General features: G+C 43.7%; 18 protein-coding genes. 13 read left to right on the plus strand and 5 right to left on the minus strand.

Annotated elements, in window-relative coordinates; translation table 11 throughout:
* Positions 1-9 precede the first annotated feature (9 nt).
* The 4 genes from purH (at position 10) to ablB (ending at position 4,012) form a co-directional block, all read left to right on the plus strand.
* A complete protein-coding gene (purH, locus tag V7L95_RS10275; protein ID WP_340966166.1) occupies positions 10-1,548 on the plus strand; it encodes a bifunctional phosphoribosylaminoimidazolecarboxamide formyltransferase/IMP cyclohydrolase in 1,539 nt (512 codons plus the stop codon).
* A gap of 12 nt (positions 1,549-1,560) precedes the next feature.
* Positions 1,561-2,835 (plus strand): phosphoribosylamine--glycine ligase, encoded by a 1,275-nt coding sequence (purD, locus tag V7L95_RS10280; RefSeq protein WP_046526926.1) that lies wholly within the window; start codon positions 1,561-1,563, stop codon positions 2,833-2,835.
* A gap of 121 nt (positions 2,836-2,956) precedes the next feature.
* Positions 2,957-3,151, plus strand: a complete 195-nt coding sequence (locus tag V7L95_RS10285) for a hypothetical protein (RefSeq protein ID WP_046526925.1) — start codon at positions 2,957-2,959, stop codon at positions 3,149-3,151.
* A gap of 15 nt (positions 3,152-3,166) precedes the next feature.
* Positions 3,167-4,012 carry a putative beta-lysine N-acetyltransferase gene (gene ablB, locus V7L95_RS10290; protein WP_046526924.1) on the plus strand — a complete coding sequence of 282 codons (846 nt, stop codon included), beginning with the start codon at positions 3,167-3,169 and terminating at the stop codon, positions 4,010-4,012.
* On the opposite strand, the gene V7L95_RS10295 is transcribed toward ablB, so the two are convergent.
* Positions 4,007-5,665, minus strand: a complete 1,659-nt coding sequence (locus tag V7L95_RS10295) for a PucR family transcriptional regulator (RefSeq protein ID WP_046526923.1) — start codon at positions 5,663-5,665, stop codon at positions 4,007-4,009. The genes ablB and V7L95_RS10295 overlap by 6 nt on opposite strands.
* 191 nt (positions 5,666-5,856) lie before the next feature.
* Between V7L95_RS10295 and V7L95_RS10300 the strand changes: the two genes are divergently transcribed.
* Genes V7L95_RS10300 through V7L95_RS10315 form a run of 4 tightly spaced genes read left to right on the plus strand, consistent with a single transcriptional unit; the run spans position 5,857 to position 9,841 of the window.
* Entirely contained in the window at positions 5,857-7,221 is a 1,365-nt protein-coding gene (locus V7L95_RS10300; RefSeq protein WP_340966170.1) for an aspartate aminotransferase family protein, read from the plus strand.
* Between the two features lie 12 nt (positions 7,222-7,233).
* Entirely contained in the window at positions 7,234-7,920 is a 687-nt protein-coding gene (locus V7L95_RS10305; protein ID WP_017359812.1) for a CoA transferase subunit A, read from the plus strand.
* A complete protein-coding gene (locus V7L95_RS10310) occupies positions 7,896-8,561 on the plus strand; it encodes a 3-oxoacid CoA-transferase subunit B (protein WP_017359811.1) in 666 nt (221 codons plus the stop codon). The genes V7L95_RS10305 and V7L95_RS10310 overlap by 25 nt, the downstream gene beginning before the upstream one ends.
* 14 nt (positions 8,562-8,575) lie before the next feature.
* Positions 8,576-9,841, plus strand: a complete 1,266-nt coding sequence (locus V7L95_RS10315; protein WP_076822787.1) for a peptidase — start codon at positions 8,576-8,578, stop codon at positions 9,839-9,841.
* Between the two features lie 25 nt (positions 9,842-9,866).
* Here the strand turns inward: V7L95_RS10315 and V7L95_RS10320 are convergent, their stop codons facing one another.
* Positions 9,867-10,088, minus strand: a complete 222-nt coding sequence (locus tag V7L95_RS10320) for a DUF2892 domain-containing protein (RefSeq protein WP_008344274.1) — start codon at positions 10,086-10,088, stop codon at positions 9,867-9,869.
* A gap of 125 nt (positions 10,089-10,213) precedes the next feature.
* On the opposite strand from V7L95_RS10320, the gene V7L95_RS10325 reads away from it, so the two are divergent.
* The gene (locus V7L95_RS10325; protein WP_017366759.1) at positions 10,214-11,956 is read left to right on the plus strand and encodes an adenine deaminase C-terminal domain-containing protein; all 1,743 of its coding nucleotides are present in this window, start codon (positions 10,214-10,216) and stop codon (positions 11,954-11,956) included.
* A 531-nt stretch (positions 11,957-12,487) separates the two neighbouring features.
* A complete protein-coding gene (locus V7L95_RS10330) occupies positions 12,488-12,802 on the plus strand; it encodes a YerC/YecD family TrpR-related protein (RefSeq protein WP_007496879.1) in 315 nt (104 codons plus the stop codon).
* Positions 12,803-12,866: 64 nt separating this feature from the next.
* Here the strand turns inward: V7L95_RS10330 and V7L95_RS10335 are convergent, their stop codons facing one another.
* Positions 12,867-13,397: a DUF3916 domain-containing protein gene (locus V7L95_RS10335; RefSeq protein WP_017359809.1), complete on the minus strand. Its 531-nt coding sequence runs from the start codon at positions 13,395-13,397 to the stop codon at positions 12,867-12,869.
* Between the two features lie 93 nt (positions 13,398-13,490).
* Positions 13,491-15,071: an FMN-binding glutamate synthase family protein gene (locus V7L95_RS10340; RefSeq protein WP_017359808.1), complete on the minus strand. Its 1,581-nt coding sequence runs from the start codon at positions 15,069-15,071 to the stop codon at positions 13,491-13,493.
* A gap of 139 nt (positions 15,072-15,210) precedes the next feature.
* Between V7L95_RS10340 and V7L95_RS10345 the strand changes: the two genes are divergently transcribed.
* Positions 15,211-15,441, plus strand: coding sequence for a hypothetical protein (locus V7L95_RS10345; RefSeq protein ID WP_017359807.1), 231 nt, complete (start codon positions 15,211-15,213; stop codon positions 15,439-15,441).
* Here the strand turns inward: V7L95_RS10345 and V7L95_RS10350 are convergent.
* Positions 15,422-15,835, minus strand: coding sequence for a DUF2283 domain-containing protein (locus V7L95_RS10350; protein ID WP_076822789.1), 414 nt, complete (start codon positions 15,833-15,835; stop codon positions 15,422-15,424). The two genes, V7L95_RS10345 and V7L95_RS10350, sit on opposite strands and share 20 nt — an antisense overlap.
* Before the next feature lie 282 nt (positions 15,836-16,117).
* Between V7L95_RS10350 and V7L95_RS10355 the strand changes: the two genes are divergently transcribed.
* Both V7L95_RS10355 and pcrA read left to right on the plus strand, forming a co-directional pair.
* Positions 16,118-16,810, plus strand: a complete 693-nt coding sequence (locus V7L95_RS10355) for a heptaprenylglyceryl phosphate synthase (protein ID WP_076822894.1) — start codon at positions 16,118-16,120, stop codon at positions 16,808-16,810.
* A gap of 57 nt (positions 16,811-16,867) precedes the next feature.
* Positions 16,868-19,090, plus strand: a complete 2,223-nt coding sequence (gene pcrA, locus V7L95_RS10360) for a DNA helicase PcrA (protein WP_017359804.1) — start codon at positions 16,868-16,870, stop codon at positions 19,088-19,090.
* Positions 19,091-19,112 lie beyond the last annotated feature (22 nt).

The raw sequence follows: 19,112 nt of genomic DNA on the forward strand, positions 1-19,112 counted from the left end.
GACAAAGGCATGACGATCAAACGCGCATTAATCAGTGTTTCCGATAAAACAAATCTTGTACCTTTTGTGAAAGAACTAACAGAACTTGGCGTTGAAGTGATTTCAACTGGTGGTACACACAAACTTCTTCAAGAGAACGGCATTGATGTCATTGGTATTTCTGAAGTGACTGGCTTCCCAGAAATCATGGACGGACGACTCAAAACACTTCATCCGAACATTCACGGTGGACTATTAGCAGTGAGAGAAAACGAGGAGCATATGGCACAGATTGAAAAGCACGGCATTCAGCCGATTGATCTTGTCGTTGTGAATCTATATCCATTCAAAGAGACCATTTCCAAAGACGATGTCACGTATGAAGAAGCGATTGAAAACATTGATATTGGCGGACCGGGTATGCTTCGTGCTGCTTCTAAAAACCATCAGGACGTCACTGTGATTGTAGACCCGCGTGATTATGATTCTGTCGTTCAACAAATCAAAGAAGGCGGCGTCTCACTAGAGAAAAAACGTGAGCTTGCAGCAAAAGTATTCCGTCATACAGCTGCTTACGATGCCCTGATTGCGGATTATTTAACGAACTTTGTTGGCGAAACAGAGCCAGAACAGTTCACAGTTACATTTGAGAAAAAACAATCTCTTCGTTATGGAGAAAACCCGCACCAAGCGGCGACGTTCTATGAAAATGCGCTTCCAAGCAAAGGCTCTTTAGCTACTGCAACGCAATTACATGGAAAAGAACTTTCCTACAACAACATCAAAGATGCAGATGCAGCACTTCAAATTGTACGTGAATTTACGGAGCCAGCGGCTGTGGCTGTAAAGCATATGAACCCATGTGGTGTTGGGACAGGAGGAACGATTGCAGAAGCATTTGATCGTGCATTTAAAGCAGATGAAACATCTATTTTCGGCGGCATTGTGGCGCTTAATCGTGAAGTAGACAAGCAAACGGCTGAGGTGCTCCATACGATTTTCTTAGAAATCGTCATCGCACCATCGTTTAGCCAAGAAGCACTTGATGTGCTAACAGCGAAAAAGAACCTTCGTCTACTAACATTAGATGTAGAAGCAGATCTTGGGAAAAAAGAAAAGCAGCTCACAAGTGTTCATGGTGGATTGCTCGTTCAGGATATCGACACATACGGCTTAGAGGAAGCAACGATCTCTATCCCAACGAAAAGAGAGCCGACTGAAGACGAATGGAAAGACTTAAAGCTCGCTTGGAAAGTCGTCAAGCATGTGAAATCAAATGCCATCGTTCTAGCGAAGGATCAAATGACAGCAGGTATTGGTGCTGGTCAAATGAACCGTGTTGGCTCGGCTAACATTGCGATTGAGCAAGCAGGTGAAAAGGCAAAAGGCAGTGCACTAGGTTCTGATGCATTTTTCCCAATGGGCGATACAGTGGAAGCTGCTGCAAAGGCAGGCGTCACAGCGATCATCCAGCCAGGTGGTTCCATTCGTGATGAAGAATCGATCCAAAAAGCAGATGAATACGGCATCGCCATGGTCTTCACTGGCGTTAGACATTTCAAACATTAAGGGGATGACAGTGTGAACGTATTAATTATCGGCAGAGGCGGAAGAGAGCATACCATCGCATGGAAAGTGAATCAAAGCGAACTTGTCAGCCAAGTATTTGTCGCACCCGGCAATGATGGAATGACAGACGCAGCAAAGCTTGTACCGATCGACGAAGGTGATCATGAGGCGTTAATTCGTTTTGCAAAAGACAATAACATCGGCTTAACAATTGTCGGTCCAGAGGTTCCTTTAATTGCAGGTGTCGTCGATGCATTTGAACAAGCAGGTCTCAAGGTATTTGGACCGAATGCAAAAGCCGCAGTCATTGAAGGCTCAAAAGAATTTGCAAAAGACTTAATGAAAAATTATGATATCCCGACAGCCGCTTATGCCACTTTTACATCGTTTGAAGAAGCGAAGGCATATGTGGAAGAAAAGGGTGCTCCAATTGTCATTAAAGCAGATGGACTTGCCGCAGGAAAAGGTGTGACTGTGGCAATGACACTTGAAGAGGCGATCAACTGCCTGCATGACTTTTTAGAGGATGAAAAGTTTGGCGATGCGAGTGCATCGGTTGTCATTGAAGAATTTTTAACAGGTGAAGAGTTTTCTCTGATGGCCTTTGTCAATGGAGAAAAGGTGTATCCGATGGTGATCGCACAGGATCATAAACGGGCATTTGAAGATGACAAAGGACCAAACACCGGCGGGATGGGCGCTTATTCACCGGTTCCACAAATTTCAGATGAAGTCGTACAAAAAGCGGTGGAAGATGTCGTCAAACCAGCAGCTCGCGCGATGGTGCAGGAAGAGCGTTCGTTTACAGGCATTTTATATGCAGGCTTAATGCTAACACCAGAAGGCTCTAAGGTCATTGAGTTCAATGCACGCTTTGGCGACCCTGAAACGCAAGTAGTGCTCCCTCGTCTTGAATCAGATCTAGTCCAAGTATTCCTCGATATTCTGGACGGAAAAGATGTGGACTTGCAGTGGAAAGACACAGCTGCTGTCAGTGTCGTTTTTGCATCAGAAGGATACCCGGAAGACTACGCAAAAGGCACACCAATCGGTGCTTTGCAAACAACGGTCTCTGATGTCGTCACCTTCCACGCAGGAACAAAAAAGGAAAACGATCAATTCGTCACAAATGGCGGCCGTGTAGCAAATGTGACCGCATTTGACGACACATTTGAAGCGGCAAGATCAAGAGTGTATGAAGCGGTTGAAGAAATCATTCAGCCAGGTTTATTTTATCGCCGTGACATTGGCGCCCGTGCGCTGAAGGCTGCGGGGAAAAACGTTTAATCAAAACACCTTTCTATCTGACGAGATGGAAAGGTGTTTTTTTCTTCTTCTGTTCATAGGAGGGATGCGGGCAGATGATGAAGAAGTAGTATGGGATCACGAATAGATTTAGGGAGGCAACATGGAAATCAAAGCATTTATCATCTTTGCAAACGTCATGCTTGTTTTATATCTCATAACTATAAATAACATCATGGTGACTGCCATTAAGCAGAATAAATTGAAAAAAGGCTTTGCCATTAGTTATATGATCCTATCCATTTTTTCTGGCGTTGCTATTTCTTCATTTTTAATTTGGAAGTTTTTCATTAGCTAAGAGGGGAATGAGTGTATGGTGCAATTGAAGAAACTTGCAAACGAGCGTTTTTCTGCTTTGATCTGTATGGATCCATTCAATGAGCGAATTCGTTTGGATGACTATAGCGGCAGGGTGCAGGATGTGATTCAGTCCGTGCTTCAGGAAGCGGGGGACTGCAAGGCGTCTAAGGTTATTGTAAAAGTAAGGCGTGAGCATATGCCTCTTTTTTTAGCAAAAGGCTTTCGGCTTGAAGGTGTGTTTTCTCATTATTTCCTCGGAAGTGATGCGTACGGCATGTCGCTCTTTCTGACCGAAGATCGAATGAACAGCCCATTTTGGTTGAAGGAAGATGAAATCGTTGCGTCTATTCAAGAAAAGCCGATCAAAACAGACCAAGGCGTGTGGCAGGATGAGTATGTGATGAGGAAAGCCGGTCCAGAGGATGTGCACAAGCTGGCAGCGCTCTATGATACGGTCTTTGAAACGTACCCCACGCCAATGAACGAGCCAGATTACATCCGAAAGGTAATGGAGGAAGGGACGGTTTTTTATGCCGTTGAACATGACGGTCAACTTGTAAGTGCCGCATCCGCTGAAATCAATGTGCCGTATGGTCATGCAGAATTAACAGATTGTGCAACCCTTCCCACATACAGAAAACTAGGATTCATGCATCATTTGATTCTAGCCCTCGAACAAGAGCTTCAATCCATGCACATTTATGTCTTTTATTCTCTTGCCCGTGCACTGTCCTATGGAATGAATCAAGTATTTTATCAGCTCGGGTATACATACACCGGACGCTTTCAAAACAACTGCTATATTTTTGACAAAATTGAAGATATGAATCTATGGGTCAAAACGCCAAATGAATCATGAAATGGTTCTCATCTGATCAAGCAGACCAGATAGGCGGTACGCCATGATACTCAGCTGCAGCTTCATCCGATCATCAGTGGATTTGAGGCTGCAGCCTGTTCTCGTTTCAATTTGTTTCAACCGGTAGCTTAACGTATGCCGGTGAATAAACAATTCCCCCGCTGACTTTTGAATATTTTCATTGTGTGCCAAATACACTTCGAGTGTATGAATCAGGTCAGCTCCTTGTTTTTTTGTATAAAGCAACGGGCTTAACAGCTCCACATAAAAGTCATGCAAATTCATTCCGGCTTCGTTCATTTCAAGCAGCATCCCATATAGGCCGAGCTTCTGATAATGAATGATGCTGTCATCTGTTTTCAAAAGAGGAAGAAGCCTTGCTGCATACTGGGCTTCTTTTGCACTTTTAGCAAAGAGACTGATCTGGTCGTAGGCTCTTCCAATGCCAATCACAATGGGATGGACGGGGAAAAAATAAGACCAAGTACTGCGGCATTCTTCTGATGCGCGATACCAATTTGTTTCTTGATACGTGTTTTTTCCTGCGGGTGTCAGAACGAAAATGGAATCAAGCCTTGCTTTTAATAAAAAAGGAATTTGTCTGCGTTCAAAAATGGATGTGAGCAATTGGGATAGGCGCTGCACCATTTGATGATCGAGCTGTGTGTGCTGATGCTGAAATTGAAAGTAGATGACGACTTGTTCTTCGCTCATATCATATTGCAGCTTTCTTGCTTGTTCGATGACATAACTTTCTTCTGTGTATTGCTGTTGCAGCATATCATCCAATAAATGCCCCTGCATTTGGTTTTCTGTATCTTGAATGGCTTTTTGTTTCAACCATTCAATCGCATACACCGCACCGGCATGCTCAATGGCGATGGCATCGAGATGGTGCCACGTCTCTTTTTTCTTTAACGCCACAATGAACCCAAAAATATCCCCCATTGCAATCACAGGGCATGCAGCTAGAACAAACGCACCATATGTGTCATAGACGAGCCGGCCTTTTTCCTCTGCCTGCTTGAGTAGAGAAGAGGTTTCAATCGGTTCGTCATCTGTTAGAAAGCCAAAAGCAGGAGAATAGGTCACTTCGTCTGTTTCGAGATGAGCTGCTGTTTGGTGCAAAAACACATCCAGTACGACGATATTTGCCGCTGTGAGATGTGCCAGTTCATCTGTAATTTGCGTGACATTTTTATTGCTCACATTTAAATGGGTCAGTCTTTGATGAATCGCGGAAGAATATTTGAGCTGATGGAGCTGACTGCTGACGATTTGTTCTAGAACGGCTTTTGTGATGTCTGAAAAATTGACATGGGGCGGAATCTCGATGAGCGGAATACCGCTATTTTCGGCGGCTTCAATGAGTGATGCGGGAATTTCCGTTAAGTACACGCCTTTATAAATGGCAATGGCTGAAAGACGATGAGATTGAATCAATTTTTCAAGCCGGATGCGTCTTTCTTTATTTTCTGTCAGCCCAAATCCAGTTGTAACAAGTAATTCTCCTTCGGAAAGTCTAGATGTGTCTTCAATAATTTCCACAATGGTCACCCACTGGATAAGACGATCCAGTCCATTTTCTCCAGCAAGCAGTTTGGTTTCTTTCATCATATCGAGCGAGAGTGCATCTTTGACGAGAATCGCCATAGACTCATGACCTCCTTTTGAACACTCTTATACACCATGTATAAAAAACACATGTGAAATTCGGGCATATGGCGAATGGAGGATGACTGCCCTCTTGATTAAGCTAATCTTATACCAAGTATACAAAATTTTCTTGCGATTCATGTAAAAAGAAAAGTGCAGCTGCTGACAAGAGAGGGAGGAATGACAAAGTGGAGACCCGGGATTACTTAATCAAACCGATGTTAAATCAGCAATATCCTGTGGCTGTGAGAGGAGAGGGGATTTATTTATATGATCGGGACGGAAAAAAATATATAGATGGCTCATCAGGGGCAGTCACGGCAAGTATTGGACATGGCATACAAGACATTATTGATGCGATGACGGAGCAAGCGAAAAAGGTGAGCTTTACGTACAGATCACAATTTACGAATGAACCAGCGGAAGAACTAGCGTATGAATTGAGTACACTTTGCCCAGGTGATCTGAACTGGTCTTTTTTTGTAGGGAGCGGTTCAGAGGCAACGGAAACTGCTATGAAAATGGCGATTCAGCATTGGCAGGAGCAGGGGAAGACGGAAAAAAATCATATCATCTCAAGATGGATGAGTTACCATGGCATTACATTAGGGGCGCTGTCAATGTCAGGTCATATTGCAAGGAGGGAGCGCTTTGAACCACTGCTTGAAAAACACCCAGTGCTGTCACCGCCCTATAGCTACCGGTCATGGCTGCCAAAGGAAGACAGCAAGCAGGTCGAGTGGTATGTTCAGGAATTTAAGACCGTCATCCAGCGTATAGGAAAAGAGAGGATCGCCGCGTTGATTGCTGAACCGATTGTTGGCGCAGCGGGAGCGGCGCTCCTGCCGCCAGACGGATATTTCGAAGCGATGAAGCGTGTCTGTGAAGAAAACGACATTTTAATGATCGCAGATGAAGTCATGACGGGCTTTGGACGAACTGGAAAAATGTTTGCGATGGAACATTGGGGCACGGTACCAGATATCATGGTTCTCGGAAAGGGCATGAGCGCAGGTTATTCTCCAATCGCAGCAGTTGTCTCAACGGATCGTGTAATGGCACCGATTATCAGCGGTTCCGGCTCTGTCATGGCAGGGCACACATATAGTGCCAATCCGCTTTCAGCAGCCGTTTCATTAGCGGTCATTCGATATATGAAAAAGCATCAGCTTCCCGAACGGGCTGAACTTTCCGGGCGATACATGATGAATGCTTTAAAAGATCTGCAAGTAGCCCATTCCATCATAGGGGATGTAAGAGGGAAGGGATTGCTTATTGGCATTGAATTTGTCGCAGATCTTTTATCCAAAACGCCATTTCCTGCACATGCTCAGATAACCAATCTCGTCGTTGAAACGGCAAAACAAAATGGACTGCTGGTGTATCCAGCAAGCGCTGGAGAGGATGGGGTTGGAGGCGCAGCGGTTATGATCGCACCGCCGCTTTCCATCACACAGCAGGAAATGGATGAACTCATTGATTTATTCGGGCAGACCATCACACAAGTCGAACAAGAAGTGATCAATCGAGGGTTTTTCCCATCTGCTATGTAAGGAGGAACGAACATGAACAAAACTGTGGGTTTGGATGAAGTGATGACGCGATTAAAAGATGGCATGACCATCATGTTTGGCGGATTTGGCGGCGTGGGTTCACCACCATCGTTGATTGATGCCATTTTGGAAGCAAATATTCAAGATCTGACATTGATCGGAAATGATGCAGGTTTCCCGCAAATTGGTGTGGGCAGGCTCATCACAGAAGGAAGAGTGAAAAAAATCATCGCCTCTCATATCGGCTCAAATCCCATTGCCGGACAGAAAATGCAGGCTGGTACATTAGACGTTCATTTTTACCCGCAGGGCATTCTTGCAGAAAAAATCAGAGCAGGCGGAATGGGGCTGGCGGGCATTGTGACAGATGTTGGGATGGATAGCCTGAATCTCGATGAGAAACAATTGGTTGAGCTGAATGGGAAGAATTATATGTTAGAGCCTGCGCTCACAGCGGATATTGCCATCGTCAATGCCTACAAAGCAGATGAAGTGGGAAACCTGATTTTTGATAAAAGCGCACGGAATACAAACCCGATTGTGGCGATGGCAGGAGACTGGACCATAGCGGAGGCAGAAGAAATTGTGGCAGCGGGGCAGCTCAATCCAGAAGAAATCGTGACGCCAGGCGTATTTGTGAATCAAATCGTGCAATCAAAAGGAGTGAACTGGACATGGGCATGGGAGACATCGATTTAAGACACCGCATTGCCAAAAGAGCAGCACAAGAAATTGAAGATGGCATGATTGTGAATCTTGGGATCGGCATTCCGACCCTAGCAGCAGATTACATTCCATCACATTATGAGGTGTGGCTGCATGCAGAAAACGGCATTATGGGGGCAGGAGCCTCGCCTCTGCAAGGGGAAGAAGATCCGAATTTGTGCAATGCCGGTGGTTTTCCCATTACGTTGACAAAGGGCGGCTCGTACATGGACAGTACGACTGCTTTTGGCATCATCCGAAAAGGCATGCTGGATATGACGATTTTGGGTGCACTTGAAGTAAGCAGCCAAGGGGATCTTGCCAATTGGATTGTACCGGGGAAAAGAGTACCGGGTATGGGCGGAGCGATTGAGCTGGCGCAAAAAGCGAAAAAAGTGGTAGTGGTGATGAGCCATCTGGATAAACACGGTCGATCTAAAGTGAAAACGGCTTGTTCATTGCCATTAACCGCTAAAGCGTGTGTCGATTTGATTATTACGGATATGGCGGTCATTGAGGTCAAGTCTCAGCTGCTCATTTTACGTGAAGTCATGCCGCCATTTCAGCCGGAAGATGTCATAAGGGCGACTGAAGCGCCATTAATTTTAGCGCCTGATGTCAAATCTGTTGTGTAGAAAGGATGAACGACTTGCAGCCAATGACACGTATCAGAAACTGGATGAAAGAGCATCAGGATGAAGCCATTACGCTTCTTCAGCAAATGGTGCAATGTGACAGCACCCAAGGAAATGAAGAAGAGGTTCAGCAGATCGTGGCCAATAAACTGTCCGCCATTGGCTTTGATGTAGACGTTTGGGAAATTGGCGGCGATGAATTACTAGAGCATCCTTATTTTTATTCCCCGCGCCGATCTTTTCAAGGGAGTCCCAATGTTGCTGGGCGATTGAAAGGAAAAGGTGGCGGCAAATCAATTTTATTAAACGGGCACGTAGATGTGGTTCCGGCAGGAGATAAGAATCAATGGACATATCCGCCTTACAGCGGGCATATCATAAACGGGAGACTTTATGGACGCGGGGCAACAGATATGAAAGGTGGAAACGTTTCTTTACTCTTTGCGCTTGAGGCACTGCATGCGCTTCAGATTCCCCTGAAAGGAGATGTGGTGTTTCATAGTGTCGTCGAAGAGGAAAGCGGCGGAGCAGGCACACTTGCAGCAATAATGAAAGGGTACACAGCGGATGCTGCCATCATTCCAGAGCCAAGTCATATGAACATTTTTCCGATTCAGCAAGGATCAAAGTGGTTCAGGCTGCATATTAAAGGAAGGGCAGCTCATGGCGGAACAAGGTATCACGGTGTTTCTGCTATTGAAAAGAGCACGGTGGTCCTTTCTCATATAGCGGCACTAGAAAAAGAAAGAAATCAGCGAGTGACGGAGCCGCTGTTTCAGCATATTCCGATTCCAATTCCAATCAACATTGGGAAAATTCAAGGCGGTGATTGGCCGTCCTCTGTCGCAGATCTTGTCACAATGGAAGGCAGGCTTGGTGTGATGCCAGGTGAGACAGTTGAGCAGGCAGAGAAGGAATTAGAAAATTGGATGACTGGACTCGCTGAAAAGGATGATTGGTTTCAAGAACATCCAGTGGAGGTGGAGTGGTTTGGTGCTAGGTGGCTTCCAGGGTCAATCGACTCTGATCACCCGCTTTTAGGTCTATTGAAGGAACAATATGAAGAGGTCATGCAGCACCCGCCAAAGGTAGAAGCCGCCCCTTGGGGGACAGACGGCGGATTACTGTCACAAGCAGCGGATATCCCAATCATTGTGTTTGGACCTGGAACGACAGAGCTTGCCCATTTCCCGAATGAATCCATTGAGATCAAACATGTCATTGAAGCAGCAGAAATCATTGCTGGTACGTTGGTCAAATGGTGCGAAGCAGCGGAGTGATTCACACACAAAAAAAGAAGGCTGTCTACTCAGCCTTCTCTTTATGTGTATTCTGCTGTTCACACATATAGGTCACTGGACAAAAACGAAGAATACCAGAGCCCAATTTTAATCCGCCGAGCATGATGCCAAAAAGCAGCATTTTACTCCATGGTTTTCGAGCATATAAGGATCCAGCTACAGTACATATCGTCATTCCGCAGGCAATTCTCATGAGCGCTTCCATTAAGCCAAGATTAGGTTTCATTGCAAGTGATTCTCCTTTTTTAAATTATTTTAAGTGTGATTTCAAGAAATTGTAACGTTTCATTAATGCGTAACGTGGTTCGTTATGTTACGATAGGGCTAATACAAATGAAGGAGAGTATGTGAATGTCCGAACGTACTTTTAATTGGAGAAACAATGACATCCGCACACAAATCGATGTAGTCGACTCAAAAATAGTTCCAACACTCCTTTTAACGAATGGACTCGTGCTAAACCCGTTTTTGAAGCAATGGGTGAAGGCAAATATTTGGATACATGATGATCGAATTGTTTATGTCGGAGCAGAGCTTCCTCAAAATAAATCAGCTAAACGTGTGATTGATTGTGAAGGTAAATACATTGTGCCGGGGTATATTGAACCTCACGCGCATCCGTTCCATATTTATAATCCCCAATCACTTGCAGAATATGTGTCTCAATTTGGCACAACAACGATGGTCAGCGATAACTTATTTCTTCTTTTGCAAAGCAATGAAAAGAAAGCGCTTTCCACTCTATGCGAATTAAAAAAGCAGCCATTTCAGTACTTCTGGTGGTCTAGATACGATCTTCAAACCGAGGTCAGGTATGAAGATGAGATGCTTCCTATTAACTATCGGAAAGAATGGATTGATCATCCCGACGTCCTTCAAGGCGGCGAATTAACGAGCTGGCCAAGATTAATGGACGGTGATGATCTCATTTTATATTGCATGCAAGAAACGAAGAAGCAGAGAAAACGAATTGAAGGACATTTCCCTGGGGCTTCTGAGAAAACGCTAACAAAAATGAAGCTGTTTGGAGCGGACAGTGATCATGAAGCAATGAATGCAGACGATGTGCTCAAACGCTTGTCTCTTGGCTATCATGTGTCCTTGCGTCATTCTTCCATCCGCCCAGATTTAGTGAACATTTTAAGAGAGTTGCATGAGCGTGACTTTAGGCACTACGATCACTTTTTCTATACAACAGATGGATCAGCACCTCATTTTTATGAAGAAGGCATGATCAATCGTCTCATTTCCATTGCCCTTGAAGAAGGCGTGCCTACTATTGATGCGTACAATATGGCAACCTTTAACATTGCGAAATACTATCAAATTGATGACTTATTAGGCGTGGTCGGTCCTGGCCGATTGGCTTCTTTGAATATTTTAGATGATCCGATGAATCCAAATCCAGAAACGGTGATTTCTAAAGGGGTGATCCTTAAATTAGAGGGGGAGAACCAGCATCAATTCCAAGAGACAAAATGGGAAAATGGCGGGCTCGAACCATTAGATTTAAGCTATGACCTGACGATGAGTGACTTGCAATTCTCAATGCCGCTCGGTGTCAAAATGCGAAATGCTGTCATTATGGAGCCTTATACAGTGGAGATTGATAACTCTGTCAATCAGCTGTCCTGTGACCATGATCAAAGCTTCTTCAGTCTGATTGATCGAAAAGGCGAGTGGCGCGTGAACACAATGTTAAAAGGATTTGCAAACAAGGTGCAAGGGTTTGTCAGCTCATTTTCAACCACTGGTGACATTTTAGTGATTGGGAAAAATAAAGATGATATGATGCTTGCTCATAAGCGAATGAAAGAAATTGGCGGGGGAATTGTGCTCACAGAAAACGGAAAGATTTTGCATGAAATCCCGCTGCAATTATCAGGCTGTGCATCAGCTGAATCGTTTGAAACGGTTCTTCAGCAGGAGCAAACGTTACGCGAGCTACTCATTGAGCGCGGGTATCCATTTGACTGCCCGATTGATACACTTGTCTTTTTCCAAAGCACACACTTGCCGTATATTCGGGTGACACCAAGAGGAATATTTGATGTCATGAAAAAAACTGTACTCTTTCCGTCTATAATGCGTTAAAATATAACAGAGTGGAGCTGTATCATATTTGCTAGATTTCTGACCGCTGTTATAGGGCAGAAGTGAGCAATGGATCTCTTCGCTGCTAGATATGGTGACAAAGCATAGGGCTTTGACATGACGAATGAAGTGCCCAATTGTAAAATGAATCTGTCGGTTACGCTGGCCGACCAACATATTTTGAATAATCAAGCAAGGCGGGGCGCAGGTTTGTCGTCTCGCCAAGCTTTCTACACATACTGTTTTTTAGGGAAAGACCTAACAGAGCAGAAGTGTTCTAGATATCGGAGGCAAACAAGTTTGTCAGATTGTCGCACAAGGAATATGACAAAACTTGTCGAATTTGTTTACGATAAAGAAGCTTCGGCTTACGAAAGAACCTGATGGCATTTTCAGCGTAGAACCAAACCTGTCATGATTCGTTCAAAGCTCATTGCTGAGGTTGAAAAAAATGAGTCAGGAAAGATACCGCTTTCTCGGAAAAGTCAGTGCGGAGCGGTGTGCCAATAGTAAAGGAGAAGATGTATAAAGATGCAAATTGATAAATTAAGGGGAAAAAGCTTAGATCAGCTATTCAACTCCATCTTGTCCCTTAAAGACCTGGAAGAATGTTATCGATTTTTTGATGATTTGTGCACCATCAATGAAATCCAATCTTTATCACAGCGTCTTGAAGTAGCGCGTATGCTTCGCGAGGGAAATACGTATCACAAAATTGAAACGGAAACAGGTGCAAGTACAGCCACTATCTCACGTGTCAAACGCTGCTTGAACTACGGAAATGATGCTTATACGATGGCACTTGACCGCGTAGCAGAGCAACAAGCAACGGACGAAACAAAATAAAGCAGCTTTCACTGCAAATATTCTTTATGATTTGTCGTTTTGAAGTTGAACAAAAAAAGCCATTTCATTTGAAATGGCTCTTTTTGATATCATCAAGTTCTCCCATAAACCATCGTTCACCTTCATAGGACACTTCATCGTCATCAGTGATCACTTCCTTAAAACCGATGTTTCGCATATTTTGCGCAACAGATAAATCACATTCTTTTTGAATATTTCTCTGATCGGAAAGGGGAAGCGATGTCTGATGCTCACCTTGTCTGTTGAAGAAATCTTTCACATAAGAATCCCCTTTAAACACAATGATTTGTGAATGCCATAATCCAGGCAGATCGACTGCGACCACGACACGATATATGTCTCCGTCGTTTGGTTTCAAATCAATGAGATGCTCAGCTCTATTCAATAGAGTTTGAATGCATAGACGTTTGATCTTTTTCGGTGTTCTGTTGGACGTCATAAAATCATAAGCCGCTGGTAAAGGCAGGTGCCAGTAGTCAGTAACATTCGCCGGAAACGACTGCGTATGTGCGTTCATTTCTTTTATGATCTGTTGAGTCTTTCGTTTCATACCGCGGACCTTTTTTTCACGCATACTCTTTCTCCTTATCAAAGATCTATTAAGTTCTTTATACGTGATTGAGCAAGAATGTCAACGAAAAAAGGTGCGGAAACGCACCTTTTTAAGCTAGACAGACTGCTCTGTGCCTGAGAACATAGGGACTTCACTTGTCTGACCGTTTTCTTGTCTAAAAATAATATGTTTTTCGTTAAAATGAATAGGTGATTCAATTCCAGCTGCTGCGCATAAATTAAACAAACCTTCTCTAAGGGACAGGATATAATTGCAGACTCGGTATTTCTTTTCTTCAATCGATAAACCTTTTTGCAGCTTTGGATCTGTGGTGGCAACCCCAACAGGGCATTTATTCGTGTGGCATACTTGCGCCCGAATACAGCCAACCGAGAACATCAATCCTCGAGCGATATTCACAAAATCTGCTCCCATGGAAAGGGCAATTGCGATTTTATCAGGGGAGAGAAGTTTACCAGACGCAAACAGCTTGACCTGATCTCGAACCCCATATTTCTTCAAAATTTGATGGACCATCGGCAGTGCGGTGAAAATGGGCAGGCCTGCGGAATCAGCCAGTTCATGAAAGGAAGCACCTGTGCCGCCTTCTCCGCCATCCACTGTAATGAAATCAGGATGTTTTCCGCTTTTTTTCATATAGAGAGCAAGCTCCTCGATATCTTCTTTATGCCCAACAACTAGCTTGATTCCAACTGGTTTTCCGCCGATGTTTCGCAGTTGTTCAATAAAATCAAACATGTCAGGAATGGAGTGAAACATCTCGAATCGGTTCGGACTGTCAATGGATTGGTGCGGCGGCAGTTTACGGATTTGGGCAATTTCTTCTGTGACTTTTTCACCGTCAATGTGTCCCCCGCGTGTTTTCGCTCCTTGTGCTAGCTTGAGTTCAAAGGCTTTTACTTCATCATGTTTACTTTTTTTCTTAAACTCTTCGAACGAAAATGCGCCATCCTCTGTTCGAACCCCAAATAAACCAGGCCCAATCTGGCAAATGATATCGGCGCCCCCTTTGAGATGGTAAGGCGAAAGCCCGCCTTCACCTGTGTTCATCCATGTGCCGCCAGCCATTTTTAAGCCGGAGGATAGAGCCGTAATCGCCCGGTCGCCTAATGAGCCGTAGCTCATGGCTGATTGACCGATTAATCCTTTGACGTGGAAGGGTTTTTGGCACGTATGTTCACCAATGATTTGTACATCTTCTTCATGGAGATAATAAGGTTTTGCTTCGACTTCTTTCGTGTGTTCACTTCTTCTAAGTAAATTATCTTGATCGATCTGATACACTTTTGTTTGGATTTTTTCAGATTGATCGATGCGTAACTCATCTCGCTGCTTTGGAAATAGGACGTTGCGAATATAGTAACCAGGCTTGTCAAAATCACGTTTTGATCCAAAGCCCATTGTCCGGCTTTTGTACTTCCCAGACATGACAGCTTGCTCGTATTCTCTTCTTGAGAAAGGAAGCTCCTCTCGATCATTTAGAAACAGATATTGACGAAGCTCAGGTCCTATTTTTTCAAAAATAAACCGTAGCTTTCCAATGACCGGATAATTTCGTAGGACAGAATGCTCTTCCTGTTTTTCATCTCGCATCCAAATCCAGATGAATAAAATGATTGGTATGATGAAAAAAATCACTAATAATGCGCCAATGACGATGAAAGTTGTTGTCACGAAAATCCCCTCTTTTCTCTATCATTACTGTTGTTATTCCACTTTTCATTGAAAGAGAAACCACTTCAACAGATTGTGACGTTTAGAAATGAAAAGGCGGGGTAACTTACAAATAAGATCATAAGGGGAGGGAACATACATGAATAAGCGTCCGAATGCGTATGTACTTGCAGGATTAGGGGTTGGTGGTGCAGTGTTATTAGCAGTGAAAAATAAACAGCATCTCAAAAAATGGGCAAGCATGTTCCGATCAAATGAAAAGGTTCCTGAAAAAGCTGGACACCCTGATCCGTTAGATATTCAAGACAACAAGATGGTCGATGAAGGGGCCATGACATCTGTTCATTATTTTAATGAAGTGAGACAATAGCTTTAAAAAACCGTTTTGACCATTCAAAACGGTTTTTTCTTGTCTTTTTTTTGATGTGATATCGAAGAGGATCGACAATCGTAAAACCGATCAACCCTTCGTGATCAGGCGTCGAGAAAAGAAATTCAATGCCCAATAAATGATAGGTTGAGAGAACTTCCTGATCCGTAAAACGTAACGAAAGCTCGTCCTCATAAACGGGTGTGTGTTTCAACACCTTGGCTTCTTCTGCAAATAACTCCAGCCCAGCTACTCGGCCCTCTTTGTCGATGTCTACGTTCACACATTCATTCACGTCTAATTCAATGGTTTCTTTAATTGTCCCGATTCGAGGCGGGATGAGATAGATGTATCCGATGTCGATCGTTTGATCATATGTGATGGTTCTTTTCAAATCATTCACCTGCTTGGTCGATAGTCAAATGTTCCTTTCATGTATAATATCATGTGATGAGATGAAGTAGCTCTCATTTCAGTTCAGTATCCATCTATTGATCTCACTCAGCTCCTATTGAAGTGGAGCTTTTCATATAGTCTCCATTCACCTCGCCTAAAGTGAAAATCGACTATTTTCAAAAGAATGAAACTTTTAGCTGAAGGAGGTTACCCATTTTTTGCGGTGTCTGATTTTGTTATAATATTTAAATGGAATGAAACGAATGGAGGAACGTTTTTCATGTATGATGTTACCGAGTGGAAGCATGTCTTTAAACTCGATCCAAATAAAGAGATTTCCGATGAACAACTTGAAGCGATTTGTGAATCTGGTACGGATGCCATTTTAATTGGCGGCAGTGACAACGTGACAGAAGACAACGTGCTGCAACTGATGTCAAAGGTGCGCCGCTTTCTTGTGCCATGTGTCCTTGAAATCTCGACACATGAGATGATTGTGCCTGGCTTTGACCTGTATTTTATCCCCACTGTGTTAAACAGCGCTCATCCTGATTGGATTGTTGGTCTGCATAAGGATGCGATGAAGGAATACGGTGATTTGATGTCAATGGAAGAGATTGTGCCGGAAGGATATGTCATCTTAAACGAAGAGTGTAAAGCGGCTAAGCTGACAGAGGCCAATACGTCACTGGATATAGATGACGTAAGGGCATATGCGAGAGTAGCAGAGCACTTGATGAAACTGCCCATCTTTTATTTAGAATACAGCGGAATGCTTGGAGATATAGAGCTTGTGAAAGAAACCAAAGCAGTGCTACATGAAACGGTTCTATTTTATGGCGGCGGTATTGAAAGCGAAGAGCAGGCGAAAGACTTTGCACAGCACGCAGACGTTGTCGTAGTGGGAAACGTCATTTATGACAATTTTAAAGAAGCGTTAAAGACAGTCAACGCAGTGAAAAAGTCATCATAGTCAAACAAGACGAAACGGGTTAAAATAGAACATAAGTTCGAATTGGCGGTGAATGAAATGAATGAAATATCGAATCATCTATTAGAAGGGCTGAATGACGCGCAGAAAGAAGCGGTCAAAGCAACAGACGGGCCGCTGCTACTGATGGCAGGAGCAGGTAGTGGAAAAACACGAGTGCTCACGCATCGAATTGCGTATTTAATGGCAGAAAAGCATGTGGCACCGTGGAATATTTTAGCGATTACCTTTACAAATAAAGCAGCAAGAGAAATGCGTGAGCGTGTACAAGCCATTTTAGGGCCTGGTGCGGATGACATTTGGATCTCTACGTTCCACAGCATGTGTGTACGCATTTTACGACGCGATATTGACCGTATTGGTGTGAATCGCAACTTTTCTATATTAGACACATCTGATCAGCTTTCAGTCATTAAAAACATTTTAAAAGAACGAAATATTGATCCTAAAAAGTTTGATCCACGTAGCATTTTAGGTTCAATCAGCAGTGCAAAAAACGAACTCATTGACGCAGAGGAATACGCAAAAACAGCCGGTGACTTTTATGATCAAGTGGTCAGCGACGTCTACACAGATTATCAAAAACGATTACTCAAAAACCAATCACTCGATTTTGATGATCTTATTATGATGACGATTCGTCTGTTTGAGCGGATTCCTGAAGTATTAGAACACTATCAGCGAAAATTCCAATACATTCATGTCGATGAGTATCAGGATACGAACAGAGCACAGTACATGCTTGTGAAACTGCTCGCGCAGCGTTTTCAAAATATATGTGTGGTCGGTGACTCGGATCAGTCTATCTATCGCTGGCGTGGAGCGGATATTACAAACATTCTTTCCTTTGAAAAAGATTATCCGTCCAGTGAAGTGATTTTGCTTGAGCAAAATTACAGATCGACTAAACGTATTCTGAATGCCGCAAACACGGTGATTCAAAACAATTCAAACCGCAAGCCAAAAAACCTGTGGACAGAAAATGACGAAGGAGCGAAGATTGCCTATTACCGCGCAGATAATGAATTCGGTGAAGGTCAATTTGTCGCTGGAAAGATTCGTCAGCTTCATCAGAGCGGCAAGCGTAAATTATCTGATTTTGCGATCCTTTATCGAACGAACGCTCAGTCACGTGTCATAGAGGAAACGTTAATGAAGGCGAACATTCAATACAATATCGTCGGCGGTACGAAGTTCTATGACAGAAAAGAGATCAAGGACATTTTGGCATACTTACGCCTTGTGGCAAATCCAGATGACGATATTAGTTTTGCGCGCATTGTCAACGTACCAAAGCGTGGAATTGGGGCGACCTCTGTTGATAAAATTGCCGCATACGCAGAAATGAATGATCTCTCTATGTTTGAAGCACTTGGTCAGGTGGATTTCATTGGACTCAGTGCAAGAGCAGCCAATGCACTTGATGAGTTCAAACAGCTCATTGATCAAATGACAAATATGCAGGATTATTTATCTGTCACAGAATTAACGGAAGAGATCCTAGAGAAAACAGGCTATCGTGAAGCACTGAAGATCGAAAAAACGATTGAAGCACAAAGCCGTTTAGAAAATATTGACGAGTTTCTATCGGTCACTAAAAACTTTGAAGAACAAAATGAAGATAAATCACTTGTCACCTTCCTGACAGACCTCGCCCTCGTCGCAGACATTGATAAGCTGGATGAGACGGAAGAAGAAGATCAGGATGCCGTTATTTTAATGACGCTCCACGCAGCAAAAGGGCTGGAATTCCCCGTTGTGTTCTTAATGGGCATGGAGGAAGGTGTCTTCCCGCACAGTCGTTCATTAATGGAAGATGCCGAGATGGAAGAAGAGCGCCGTCTCGCTTACGTAGGGATCACACGGGCCGAAGAAGAGCTTTATTTATCAAGTGCGAAGATGAGAACGTTATTCGGCCGGACGAATATGAATCTGGAATCACGATTTATCAGAGAAATACCAGCTGATTTATTGGACAACCTAAATGAGAAAAAAGAAACGAAAACACCGTTTGGCCAAACGAGAGAAAGACCGCAAAGACGAGGGCCTGTCTCACGTCCACAAACGCAAACCATTCAAAACACAGGCGGCGGCAGCATTGGCTGGGCTGTCGGTGATAAAGCCGCTCATAAAAAATGGGGTGTTGGCACGGTTGTGAGTGTGAAAGGGAGTGGAGACAGCACAGAGCTTGATATTGCCTTCCCAAGCCCTACAGGCATTAAGCGTCTCCTTGCCGCCTTTGCGCCAATCGAAAAGCAATAAACTGATAGGACTGACAAAACGG

The organism is Bacillus sp. PPSBB_11 (genome assembly GCF_038023285.1).
GTDB lineage: Bacteria > Bacillota > Bacilli > Bacillales > Bacillaceae > Bacillus > Bacillus altitudinis.

What these genes read in the sequence shown, in the direction of transcription:
- purH (WP_340966166.1), top strand. Translation starts at nt 10, where the DNA reads ATGACGATCAAACGCGCATTAATCAGTGTTTCCGATAAAACAAATCTT.
- V7L95_RS10285 (WP_046526925.1), top strand. Translation starts at nt 2,957, where the DNA reads ATGGAAATCAAAGCATTTATCATCTTTGCAAACGTCATGCTTGTTTTA.
- ablB (WP_046526924.1), top strand. Translation starts at nt 3,167, where the DNA reads ATGGTGCAATTGAAGAAACTTGCAAACGAGCGTTTTTCTGCTTTGATC.
- V7L95_RS10295 (WP_046526923.1), bottom strand. Translation starts at nt 5,665, where the DNA reads ATGGCGATTCTCGTCAAAGATGCACTCTCGCTCGATATGATGAAAGAA.
- V7L95_RS10305 (WP_017359812.1), top strand. Translation starts at nt 7,234, where the DNA reads ATGAACAAAACTGTGGGTTTGGATGAAGTGATGACGCGATTAAAAGAT.
- V7L95_RS10310 (WP_017359811.1), top strand. Translation starts at nt 7,896, where the DNA reads ATGGGCATGGGAGACATCGATTTAAGACACCGCATTGCCAAAAGAGCA.
- V7L95_RS10320 (WP_008344274.1), bottom strand. Translation starts at nt 10,088, where the DNA reads ATGAAACCTAATCTTGGCTTAATGGAAGCGCTCATGAGAATTGCCTGC.
- V7L95_RS10325 (WP_017366759.1), top strand. Translation starts at nt 10,214, where the DNA reads ATGTCCGAACGTACTTTTAATTGGAGAAACAATGACATCCGCACACAA.
- V7L95_RS10330 (WP_007496879.1), top strand. Translation starts at nt 12,488, where the DNA reads ATGCAAATTGATAAATTAAGGGGAAAAAGCTTAGATCAGCTATTCAAC.
- V7L95_RS10335 (WP_017359809.1), bottom strand. Translation starts at nt 13,397, where the DNA reads ATGCGTGAAAAAAAGGTCCGCGGTATGAAACGAAAGACTCAACAGATC.
- V7L95_RS10345 (WP_017359807.1), top strand. Translation starts at nt 15,211, where the DNA reads ATGAATAAGCGTCCGAATGCGTATGTACTTGCAGGATTAGGGGTTGGT.
- V7L95_RS10355 (WP_076822894.1), top strand. Translation starts at nt 16,118, where the DNA reads ATGTATGATGTTACCGAGTGGAAGCATGTCTTTAAACTCGATCCAAAT.
- pcrA (WP_017359804.1), top strand. Translation starts at nt 16,868, where the DNA reads ATGAATGAAATATCGAATCATCTATTAGAAGGGCTGAATGACGCGCAG.